This is a genomic window from Rhodopirellula maiorica SM1 (assembly GCF_000346295.1).
GTDB lineage: Bacteria > Planctomycetota > Planctomycetia > Pirellulales > Pirellulaceae > Novipirellula > Novipirellula maiorica.
Genome location: NZ_ANOG01000571.1, coordinates 1 through 11909, shown reverse-complemented (window position 1 = coordinate 11909; position 11909 = coordinate 1). Strand labels below are relative to the sequence as shown.

At 53.5% G+C, this 11909-nt stretch carries 7 protein-coding genes and 1 pseudogene; 3 read left to right on the top strand and 5 right to left on the bottom strand.

Translation table 11 applies throughout. The features are described from left to right. A pseudogene (locus RMSM_RS18165) lies at positions 1-225 on the bottom strand (hypothetical protein); the annotation flags it as partial. Between the two features lie 444 nt (positions 226-669). On the opposite strand from RMSM_RS18165, the gene RMSM_RS18160 reads away from it, so the two are divergent. Further along, positions 670-1638 carry a polysaccharide pyruvyl transferase family protein gene (locus RMSM_RS18160; RefSeq protein WP_008699407.1) on the top strand — a complete coding sequence of 323 codons (969 nt, stop codon included), beginning with the start codon at positions 670-672 and terminating at the stop codon, positions 1636-1638. After that, the gene (locus tag RMSM_RS18155; RefSeq protein ID WP_081614218.1) at positions 1535-2356 is read left to right on the top strand and encodes a UDP-N-acetylmuramate dehydrogenase; all 822 of its coding nucleotides are present in this window, start codon (positions 1535-1537) and stop codon (positions 2354-2356) included. Before RMSM_RS18160 ends, RMSM_RS18155 begins: the two co-directional genes overlap by 104 nt. 66 nt (positions 2357-2422) lie before the next feature. On the opposite strand, the gene RMSM_RS18150 is transcribed toward RMSM_RS18155, so the two are convergent. Continuing rightward, positions 2423-3427: a glycosyltransferase family 2 protein gene (locus tag RMSM_RS18150; RefSeq protein WP_008699403.1), complete on the bottom strand. Its 1005-nt coding sequence runs from the start codon at positions 3425-3427 to the stop codon at positions 2423-2425. Then, a complete protein-coding gene (locus RMSM_RS39930; RefSeq protein WP_144057753.1) occupies positions 3427-3609 on the bottom strand; it encodes a hypothetical protein in 183 nt (60 codons plus the stop codon). Before RMSM_RS39930 ends, RMSM_RS18150 begins: the two co-directional genes overlap by 1 nt. Before the next feature lie 181 nt (positions 3610-3790). On the opposite strand from RMSM_RS39930, the gene RMSM_RS39925 reads away from it, so the two are divergent. Continuing rightward, positions 3791-4225, top strand: a complete 435-nt coding sequence (locus tag RMSM_RS39925; RefSeq protein ID WP_160168315.1) for a transposase — start codon at positions 3791-3793, stop codon at positions 4223-4225. A 386-nt stretch (positions 4226-4611) separates the two neighbouring features. On the opposite strand, the gene RMSM_RS18135 is transcribed toward RMSM_RS39925, so the two are convergent. Both RMSM_RS18135 and RMSM_RS18130 read right to left on the bottom strand, forming a co-directional pair. After that, positions 4612-4929, bottom strand: coding sequence for a cupin domain-containing protein (locus tag RMSM_RS18135; protein ID WP_040767893.1), 318 nt, complete (start codon positions 4927-4929; stop codon positions 4612-4614). 10 nt (positions 4930-4939) lie between these two features. Next, positions 4940-11857 (bottom strand): RHS repeat-associated core domain-containing protein, encoded by a 6918-nt coding sequence (locus RMSM_RS18130; protein WP_236622194.1) that lies wholly within the window; start codon positions 11855-11857, stop codon positions 4940-4942. Positions 11858-11909: the final 52 nt, after the last annotated feature.

Sequence of the window (11909 nt, the reverse complement as noted above, 5' to 3'; positions counted from 1 at the left end):
CTTGCCCCAATGGCCTTCGTAGTTGTCGAACTTGGTTTCACCGGTCGACGTTTGGAACACGACCGGATACCGCCAATCACGAAGCTGAACCGCGAGCCCGGTGACGGTCTCGCTAAAAAGCTTCACGTCGCCTTCGACTGGCTCATCGAGCTTCAGTCGTTTGCACCCAGCCCGAACCGCCGCAGCGTCTCGAACCTGAGTCTGAATCTGCACCACATGCGACACCGTCGCACCTCCGTCTCAAAAAAGAGGAATAGGTAAACACCAGCAGCTACAACAGCCACCATCACCTATATGTAGCGAGAAAATCAAAAAGATTTAGTTACTTGAAAACTTTGTCTGGTTTGTACTTATTTATCGTCGTCCGTAGTCGCACCTGAGGTGCAAACAAAGAAAATAATATTGACGCGTAAAAATTCAAAATTCATCGCATGGCAGATGGTTGATTGCACAGTCATTTGCAAAAAAAATTTGCTGACGCGGGTGCGGTGTGTTGCAAACGGAATCGCTAATGCCACTGACTCGAATCGTTCGCCAAGCCGCTCAACACAAGTCGGCCGCGAAAACCGCCTTTCGGACGGTTACACCTATAGTGCTTACATCCGTTACACTGTCGACTGCTCGGCGTATACTATGAAGCAGTTCGCCACCCTAATTAGCTGAGAAGAGATGATTGGATTAGCGACAATCTTTGACAACCAAGCAAACGAAGGGGCATTACTGCAGGGATACTGTCTTTTGAAGATGCTGGGTGGAAAAGGCATTCTATTTGAGCGTCGACTGGAAGCCGAAACCCGATCAGGATCTAGCGGTTTCCAAAGCGATTTGCCGCTTTCGCAACCGTATTCTGAATTTGCCGATATAGCTGCCCATGTCAATTCGAATTACTCGCATTTGTTTGTTGGAAGTGACGAGGTATGGAAATTTTCTCACTCGGGATTCAAGTATCCATACCTGTTTACGTTTCCTAATCATTTTTTCGGCGATCGAATAGAGATCCCGCTGATTGCTTTGGCGGTGTCGAGTGGACCGACCAGTTTCACTAGTTGTCCTGCAGCATTGCAAAGTGAAATTCAACGCTTGCTTATCCGGTTTGATTTGATTTATGTTCGCGACCGCCACACGGCGAACAACCTAAGGCAATTGCATATCGATTTCGCCGGGATTCTACCCGACCCAACGTTTGCCTACCACTTTCAGGCCCCCGCTATCGGCCTCGATGCCGACGTTTGTTTTGACTTGGTCGACGGGGAAATTGACAACCAACAACTGGATCCAATTTCTTGGTTTGCCGCCCATCGGGAAATGAGCTCGGCTGTTGTCTACCGAACCCATAGCCTTTTAGCATGCATACGTGGTGGCACACCATGTCTCATCCGAGATCGACGTAGAAAATCCCGCGAAATCGTTGCGGACTTTGACCTTCCCGAGGCGTGTTGGGGTCATTCGATTCAGCGAGTTCGGGAGCAATGGCCCTACGACGAAATTGCCCAAAAGTGCGATGACCACATGAACCAATGGAAAGCCGTTTGTAATGAACTTGACCAGAGATATCAGCTTTCTCATCGACCACACGACACTGAAAATTGGAGGCCGGGCGCAACAATTACACCCGAAGAGCCTTCCATCATTGGTTGAATTGCTGGTTCAACTCGATTGCTGCCGAGTGCTTGGAAACGGTTCAAACCTCTTGGTTTCCGATCATCCAATCGACATTCCTGTAGTATGCACGAAAAGTTGTCGCGGCTTTCAAGTGATTGGAGACCGCTGCTATGTTGAGACTGGATGCCTTATGCCGCGCATCGTGAACACTCTTGGCCGTGCCAATCTTGGTGGTCTTGAATACTTTGCTTCGATTCCGGGTACGTTAGGTGGGGCGATTTACATGAACGCGGGGCGAGGCGAACAATTCAATCTTTCGATCTCCCAAGCTGTTGTCTACGTCGACGTATTCGACATGCTAAAAAAGGCTGAACTGCGATTATCGGCTGAGCAATGCGTGTTTGGGTACCGCAAGTCGATTTTTCACGAGCATCCCGAATGGGTCGTGTTGGGGGCCATGTTACAGTTCACGCCATCCCCACATGCGATCGTACGCCAAAGAATCCAACAGCGTCTTAGCGTGTCGCAACGATACCAAGACTTGCGTTTCCCTAATGCTGGAACAACGTTTTGTCGGGTTGATGAACCGCATGGAATGCGCCGTTTCATGGGAATACAGATCGGTGGAGCGGCGTATTCCAGTGTCACTCCCAATTGGGTTATCAATTTGGGCGGGGCTAGTTTCGATGATGTGACTAAGTTGTTGGAGATCTCGCCTCAGAACGCACAACTTGAATGGTCCGTTTGGACGTGAATCCCCCCAAGATTAAGAGCGTGGGTTCGTCGCCGATCCTGCGGCAATTTCCCAAGCCGCCCAACGTCAGAAAATCTTACTAACAAGCCCTGTTCGGACCATCGACTGCGAGGACTCGTAGGTTTGTGTCCGCTCGCTGACAAAATTTAAATCGCCATGCTGGGCAATTGCCTGCTGGAACAGCCGGTACTTTTTTGAATTCTCTGCGTATTGATTGCGAGCAACCCCGATGCTGACTTGATCTGCAAAATCGGAGAGCCATTTGAAGTGCATCAAACCACCCCAGGGTTCACAAAAATTCTTTTCAAACGGATAGGCAACGTGCGGGTTGATACTCCACGAATCGGACTCCCAATACATCAGCGGCACCTTGGAAAGCCAACCGCGTGGAGCATTTAGATATCGCTCTGCAGGTCCACCTGCCCACCGAACCCAAGCTGGCGTGGTTGGAGTCATCTCGACATAGGTTTGAGAGTAGCCACTTCCATCAAACTGACGGCAAGTGTCTAACAACCGCCTCTCAGGCTCATGAACCGCTGTTAGAATTCCCCGTTCGGAGTACATATCAATCATTAAACAAGGAAATGCCGATAGATGATGCTCTTCGAGATGTTGGATCAAATTTCGCAACGACTTGGTTTCAAAACTGTCGTAGACAAGATGCTCGTCCGCATCTGTGATGATCACCCATCGATTGCAACCATAGAAAGAGTGAATCACACCGGATCGCCATCCCGCTCCACCTGCGGAGTTGCGAAATTCGTCTTCCATCTGATAGATATCGCAATCGGGTTGTTGTTGCAAATACTCAACGGTTCCATCATTCGACAAGTTGTCAATCACCGCAAACCGATCGACGCCGATTTCTCGGTAATGCCGCAACGTGTCTGGCAAACGAAGTGTCTCGTTATAGACAACCATCACACATAAAATCGCATCACTGCTCAATCGCGGCAATGTGCGAAGTGCCCGAAGGTTCCCTTGTCGACGAAATTGGTTTCGTCGGAGGGTCTCAACGCGAAGTTTCCATTGCTCTGCTGCACTGGGATCGGTAGTCACAGCTTCATCCATTATTTGCCTTCGTGTATTTGATAGGCGAACAAGTCGACAGGATACTTGTGGAGCTGATCATCGAGTGCCCGATCAAAAACTTCGTAGATGGCGTGCATATGAGATAGAGGCATCCGCCCGTTTCCGCGATTCAGAGCAAGGTAGAACTCATCGGAAAAGTCGGAATGCGGAGTTATGGGCATCGATCAAGCTCCGAAACTGGAATTGATAAACCAACCTACCGCCGCCAGTTCCCCCAGTCAACCAAAACGGCTCCCGACCATTCCCCTGTTGCAACGCCACTTAACGCAGGTGCAGGCAATTGTTATTACATCAATTTCTTCATCGACAAGCGGACGCAACATCAAATGGTAACGTGTGTTCGTGCCCAATCATATCCATGCCCTGATCCAACCTCCCGAGCCCAATTTGGCTCGCGGCATGCAGCATTGGCTTTCCGGGTATGCCAACTGGTATGCCAAACCGAACCAGCGAACCGGACATCTCTATCAGGGACGCTACAACGCCATTCTGGTTGAAGATGCGGGCTATTACTGGACACTGAGTCGGTACATCCACTTAAATCTCTGCGCGGACTACGCTGTGTTCCGAAGCGCCGCAGCGGGCCGCGACATGGCGGCCTGGCGGCCTGGCTATGCCGACGATGGTCGCCGGACACTCTACGAGAGTTGGGGACGAGGTTTGGTCTGTCAGGCGTGGACAGTGTATCGAATCTGGTCCGTCGAGCGGAACAACGGCACAAGGAGTCCTCGCGGTGGCGCCAAGAGGCTGCAAATATTGAACTTCAACTTCACCTGAACACCGAACACAAGGCCTGACCCCGGCGCGAGCCTGCCCCCTCACTCTCCTTGCCCTCCGCTTGGCACGCCTTCGCTGGCCGCTGGGCGGCTGCGCCGGTCGTGGCTCCGGGCATCCTGCCCTCCGCCCCGACTGCCATCCAGGCACCGCGGCCCGTCATGCGGCGATCGTCCATGATCGCCGTGTCTTCGGCGAATCCCGTCTGCAAGTTGCGCGTGGCGGCATCGTGCCGAAGATTGCGACGACGTCGTGTCGTCGCTGCGGTCACTTCGTGACTCGCGATTGATCTTGAATCCCGAATCCCGCGTCTGACCCCAGCGAAGCGACCCCTCCCAAGTCTGACCCTAGCGAAGCTTCCCTGACACCGTAAGACTTCTCCTTCCGATTTACTCTGCCACAAGCAACCACGCAAGGATAAGCTTCACAGGAGAGTCTCCAACTACTGCGAACTGATAATCCCCTGCCTCGAGCTCCGTCCACTCGGCTTCAGAAAGTCGGAACTCGGTGTTAGCGAAGCGGTATTCGCATTCGCCAGATACTACAAAGCAAGTACACCTCTTCATTACTCCCGTGAACTTTGTTCCAGCAGGATATTCTCGCGAAGCAACGTGCGTCTTTACCTCTTTTCCAAATAGAGCCTGCACGTTGTCCAGATCAAGAATTCCATGCTGTGCGATTGTCCATCGCTTGATTTCCTGTTTCATGTTCGTTCGCCTAAAATGTGATGCCGGTTTTTCCAAACGCTTCAATGCCGATCGCCACAGTTTCTGCATTGTCGGCAGCTGAAGCACCGTTGTTGTAATGGCCACTATGAGGCGTGATGTCTAGGCCAAGATACGTTCCAGGAGTCCCAGCGACGTCTGCTTGTCCGGCTGCTTTAACTGGGCGTCCACCGACAAGTACGGCGTGCGAAATTTCTTCGCCGTTCTTCACCGCTGGTATAACCCAAAGATCTCCTGCTTCATCAACGGCCCATTTGACGGTCCCGGAATTGACAACTTCATCAAATCCCGGATCACCGACCTTTATTGGGCTTACGCCATTCGCAGATGCTGTGGCCAACTCATCCGCAAGCGAATCAGGCAATTGATTTGGACGTAGCCTGCTGGAACCAAAGCTAGGAAATTGTCCGCCGATACTTGAGCCCGATGTGTTGTGAACAACAACTTGGGAATTTCCGACTGTGTAAACGTGCGTCTTCTCCACTGTCAGATTGCAAACGCTGAAGTTCTCAACATCATTTACTTCGACTATTTCTATCGTCGATATTTCGCCGCTCGGTGACATCACTTGATCGCCGACTCGCAGATCGTGTGAGTTCACCCAACGGCCAACAGTACCAAGTCCTTCGTCTTCACCTTTGCACAGTTCTCGAGGAACTGGTCGAGACGCAAGATCTTCACCTGCAACCACCCAGAACGGATGGTAAGCAGTGCATTCGATATGCGTTTCACCTACCGAAAGTTTAACTCGCTTGCCGGTGTATTGGGATGCGCTCGTATTCGTGACACTGTTGTAGCTCCACCCGGAACTCCCAAAGTCGTAACTTAGTACGCGTTCACCCACCGCGATGTCGCAGATCGCCTTTTTGCCCTCGGCGGTCGTGACAACAGTGTCAGAGGCAAAACACAGCCCAAGATTCACCTGGCCAGGCTTTCGTTTTGAACGAAAATTCTTGGCTAGACTAAAGAGGTTATCCGCTAGCTCAGGCCCGTGTTTGACCAATGCATAACCCGCGATCGTCGCAGCCGCGCCGAGCGTTAGAAAACCAATAGCCGTATCAACTATGTCGATCACATCGAGAGTTAGCTTTGCAATTCGGGATCCCAGATTAAACAACATGAAGCCGACGTCAAATCTGCCCTCTGCGATCATAAGCAGCCCAGCGTCACGGGCTGCAAAACCCGCCTTTCCGCCAGTCTCCAACAAGCCAATTATGAGCGCCCCTGATGTCAGTTCCTGTGCCACCTGACCAAACCCAATAGCGATCGACGCGAGCATTCCACCTAGAGAAAATTCTCCCGTAGGATCGACATTCCCAATTGGATCACCATGCACATAGGCGTATTTGTGCAAGCTCTGCGGGTCTTGCGTGTTGCCCGCGAACGGGTCGAGCCGATTGAACTGACCGTTCGTCGGATTGTAGAATCGGGCACGCAAGTACTGCTGTTGGGCCTTGGCGTCGAAGTGTTCGCCGCTGTAGCCGAGTGACGTTTTGGCGAACGATTCGTTCGTGCCGAGAAGTGTTCCAGTGGCGTTGTGAACCGCAAGCATCGAACCGTAGGCGGCGAACGTGAGGATTTGCTCAATTAGGTTGGCACCGGTGGCGGCTATGTCGTAGAGAACTCGCACGCTGCCGTGGCCGTCATGGCCGAAGACGAGCGTTTCATCGACGGGTGTACCATCGGCTTTTGCACCGTGGACGCGCTGGGAGATTTCATCGCTGCCGAAGGTGTAGTCGGTGATCAGCGTGTGACCGTTTTCGACTTTGGTTTCGCGGATGATTTGCGTGTAGCCGGTATGATTGTGGCTGTCGGCCAAGAACTCGGTTGACGATTGTAGTGTCCAAGTTTCACCAGCGATTGTTCCGGATGCAGTACCGGTCTCGGTAACTGTCGAGACTCGGTAGGACTTGCTGTCGTAACCGTAGCTAGTCCGCTCACGCGATGAGAGCGTGCCGCTGGTGTAGCCTTCGTTGACGACGGCCGACATGCGGCCTTGCAAGTTGTATGCAAAATGTTGGACGCTGATTGTGACGCTGTTCGCTGTGACCGTCTTACTGGTCTGCTGAGTGTGATCGTAACCATAAGTGGTCGTCGTGTCGGCGTTGGTCGCAGTAAGATCGTCGAGTATCTCGTTAAACAGCCGATCGTTGGCGTCGTAGTCGTAGGTGATGACCTGATCGACACCGTTGTTACCGTGATCGCGATCGAGTTGGATGCGATTGCCGGTCAGATCATACGTAAAACTTTCGGTTTGATCGAAGTTGTTGTCCCAGTGGTCAATGACTTCATCAGTTAACCGGCCGACCTCGTCGTACGTCCAGTCGTAGCTCGTGGTTTTCTGTTCACCCGCGTCAACAACGCCGTCGTCATCGGCATCGAACCAGAAGGTCTCATCCAATGCGGTGCGTTTTCCATCGACACGCACTGTGTAATCGTAGTCGGCCAACACGTTGCTGTTTTCGTCCGTGTCGGTTTGCGTATCTAAACGCCCCAGCGAATCATAGTCGTAATCGCTAGTAACGGACTCGCCCGAGCTCGGATCGCTGATGGTGGTGGTGTCCATGCGGCCAGCGAGGTCGAAGGCGTAGTCGGTTTGCAACTGCGGGTCGTCGCTGGTGTTCACTGGCGTACTGTCTTCTTGGACCGAGACTAAACGACCGAGCAGGTCATAGCGATAGCTAGTGACTCGTTCAGGATCATCGATTTCAAAATCATCACCGGCTGCGAATACGGCCGTGCTGCTCAATCGGCCTTGTGCGTCATAGCTGTAACCCAGAACCCCTTCCGGACTGGATTCCGCGATGACTCGGCCACGTTCATCATAAAAGGTTTCTTCGACGCGGTCGACCGTGAAGCTGCCGCCGCTATTGACGGAGTGGATGGCGGCGGACTTGCGGCCGTACGAATCGTACTCGTAGCCCCAACGTTCCGAGATGGTGTTGCCAGCAAGCGCCGTTTGATCCGCATAATAGTTGACGAAGGTAAGGCGTCCGAAATCATCGTAAATGTTCTCGCTGACGACGCCTTCGAAGGAAACGTGTAGCCGCTGGCGACCTCGTTCGTCATAGGTGAAACCTTCCGTGAAGGTGTTCGGCGCCCCCGCCCGTCCTCCAGGTCCGTCTCCCGATAACGGTAGAGGAGAGCCAGAATAGGGATCGGTGAAGGTGGGATCGTCGCCAGTGCCGAAGACACCATCGTCGCCAAATCCGAGCGGCAGAGTACGCGTTGCTTGCTGGCCGCGGTCGGTGAAGGAGAAGCGGGTTTCACGTCCCAGCGGATCGCGGATCAGGGTTTGGTTGCCTTGGGCGTTATAGGCATATTCGTAGCGAGGCCGCTCCACAGCGTTCGAATTGAGTGGATTGGCGACTGCGGGCAGTTCAACGGCAACCAGCCGATAGTCCGCGTCGTAAACATACAACTTGGTGGGAATGGGGGTGGAAGTGCCATCGATCACGAAGCTGTTTTCGGTCTCGGACCAAACGGCAGTGACCGCGCCGGCGGTTTGTTGCATTTCGGCAACCGGACGATTCTCGCTGTCGAAGCGAGTGAGCGTGTAGGAGTGGACGCTGGCACCCACACGTTCCGTGCGTTTCTCAGTCGAGTTGTAGCTGACGGTACCTCCGGTAATGAATTCGCTGCGGTAGACATTGCCTAAGGCATCGGTGTAGGTTTTCGTATCGACTGCGTCGGCATCGTAGACGCTTTGGAAGACACCGGTCGTCGATTCCACCTGAGCGAGCCCGCTTCGCTGGACGCTGGCTTGGCCGAGTGAATCGTAGATCGTTTCGGTTCGCGGTCGCACTAAGAAGTTTGAAGAGGGAAGTGTGAAGGGTGAAAGGGTTAGATCGAGGCCTACACCGGCGGCAGGGAGAGGTTGACCTAGTGAGGCATATTGCCGACCACGTGTGTCGAACAAAGAATCGCTGATGATGCCTGGCGAGAGGCTGTCGCCAGTCTGGAGCCCGTAGTTGGCAGGATCAAAGTTGGCGTAGGGATCGGTGCCCGATCCGTGAACCGGGTAATCCTCGAGAGCTTCGGCTTGCGATAGCGCAACGCCGGAGAGCGTCGATAAGGGAACTCGTGCGGAGATCGTTCGCCACACACGGCCCGCAGCATCGTAGAGCGTTTCGCTGACCGAATCCAGCGTACCAGAGGAGGCAAGTATAGGAGCGGGTGAGTAGGGGAGAGTGGGAGTATTTAACTGAGTCAGAGAGACCGTGGCACCGGTGTACTGTTCCGTTGCGGTTGTGCGTCCACGCGTATCGTAGATTGTCTTGGTAATTTGTGTTGGCACTGGACCACTGATCGGGTCTTCGCCTAGCGGCGTGTCGAGTGGCACCTTGAACCGATCGGTCGAGATCACCGCTCGACCTAATGAATCGTAAATCGTGCGGCTGACCATCCAGTGGCCCGCCGATGGGGACTCACCCGACGCAGGCGGAACTTCGTTACGCGATTCAACCACCTCACCAAATTGGCCATACAGCGTTTGCGATCGCAGCCCCGTGTCGCTATAGGTTTCGACGACGCGGCCTGCATCATCATAGACACTCGAGGAGAAGGAAATCACCGAACCAGCGGAAGCCAGGACCGATGACAGGTTGGATGCTTGACCCACGAGTTCGATATCGACGCCGAGTAATTGTTCGGACTTTTCGACTCGTCCTTCGGCATCGTAGATCGTGTGTGTGCCGGTAATCTGTGACGGATCAGTACCGATCGGGAATGATCCAGTCGAGTAGATCGCGCGACCTGAGGTGTCATACACGGTGCGTGAGACCATTTGCACCACGTTGCCAAGCTCATCCACCCCTTCGCTTCGCGTTTCAATTGCCAGTCCGCGTTTATCATAGACGGTCTCGCTCACGCGGCCATTGGCATCGATCTGCTGGTAGGCACGCCCTAGGGCATCGTACAGCGTGATAGAGGTTTGTCCTTGAGCATCCGTCGAGGAATCGACGTTGCCATCGGGCCCCATGTTGACACTGGTGGTCAGTGTTTGATTGGGAAGAATCCCAAGTGGATCATTCCAAACGAACGATGTGCCGGTTTGACGTCCAAGATTGTCGTAAGCAATTGTGCGGGTGTTGTTATCCGCATCGGTGGTACTGACGAGGTCGCCGTACGTGTTGTAAACGAAACTCGTCGACGTTGAGGTGCCAGCAGCGGGGTTCGATTGGGTCATACCGCTAACGTTGCCGAAGGCGTCGTAGCTAAATGAGGTCGAGTTACCATCGGCATCACTTGTGCCGTAAAGCTGGCCTTCCCAGAACGAATAGGTGGTTGCGTTGCCAAAGACATCAATCTCTTGGCGTGGATAGCCTTGGCTGTCGTAGATGGTGCTGGTGGTGTTGCCGCGTGGATCGGTTTCGCTAGTTTTTTGTCCCCATTGGTTGTACGAGTAACGAGTCGTTAGATCGTCGCCGATGCCTGCGGCGACCTCTGCGGGCGTATCCGGATCGCCAACAACACGGGTGACTTTGCTCGGCAATCCTTTTTGGGGATCGGCGTATTCGGTGAGCATAATATTGCCCTGTTCGTCAACGCTGCGAATTGGATTGCCGAAGTTATCGACGCTAACTTCGGTCGAGCCAGAGGATGAGGTGCTGGTGACTTTCAATCCCTCGATGTCGTAATCGAGCGATGCGGGATTTCCATCGGCATCGACCAACGAGATCAGCCGACCGCTTACGGAATCGTAGTTGGCCTGGATGGCGGTAGTGCCCAGCGGATCGATGATGCGTGTGAGGTAGTTTTGCACACCCGGAATCGTTTCAAATGCTGGATCATTTCCAAGCGTGTACTGGAACTTGGTTGGTTGGTAATCGTTGAGCGGATCACTATCGTTCAAACGATCGGTTGCGCGTCGATCGTAAAAATTGATCAAACGACCGGCGGAATCGTACTTGTATGTCAGCGACTCGCCTGCCGGATCGGTGATCGTGGTGATACGCCCCAGCCAATCACGGTCGAAGGTGACGCCGCGGTTACGATCGGTTTCGTTGCCATTGGCGTCCACTGTCACCGCGTTGATTCCATCGTCGCTGAACCGCAGCGCGTTCCCGTATTTGTCCGCGACGCGAGTGCCAGTCATCGTTTCGGCACTGATGGTGTAGTTTAAGCCACGAGTTCCTGGACCGACTTCTTTCAGTTGAAAGGCTCCGCCAAAGTAAGGTGAAAGCGCCGAATAGAGATTGCCGTAATCATCTTGGAACGGACCGTTATCAGAGAGTCGACGGAATAAGGATCCGTTATTCGGGGCGATCAATTCATATTGATTGCCCGAATCGGCAATGAAGCTTGGGCCCCAGCTTTGCGATTTGCCAATTCCGGCATACCCATCGGAAACCTGTTTCCAATTGAAAGTAAATCCTTCTTCACGTCCGTCAGGAGTGACTACGGTGACACGGGTACCGTTGATGAAGGTCGGGTAGGAACGTCCAGGTCCAAACGAAGGTGCTCCCGTAGTGGAGTAGTCGACCGAAAGCGTTGGCTGGACAACTTCGAGGCTCCAGCCATAACCGAAGTCGCCAATCACGTCCGCGCTGAGCGTGTCGTAACTGCGGCGGATCGTGATTGGGATGCCAGCGACGGGGATTTCAAGGTCTGTAAATGACAATGAAAAATTACCGAGTTTTAGACGGCCGTCGACATTGACGATTTCACTATCGCTAGAGGTGTGGCCACCTGCATCAGTGGCCGAGAGCGTCAAACGGTAGGAGCCATTGGCGAGCATCGTGGGATCGAATTGGCCCAGCGCCGTGGCGGTGGTTACCAGTCCGTTACCGCTTGCGATTTTACGGGACCACTCGCCCAAGGATGGATCCGCAGGTGCGAGCATTAAGGTCCATGACACTCCACTGGGCAGATCATCATTGATGACACCAAGCAGATCGGTCGGAGCCAAAACATCGCCCGCCGGAGGCAACAGGTCGACGGTGGGCGGTATTGGTATCGCT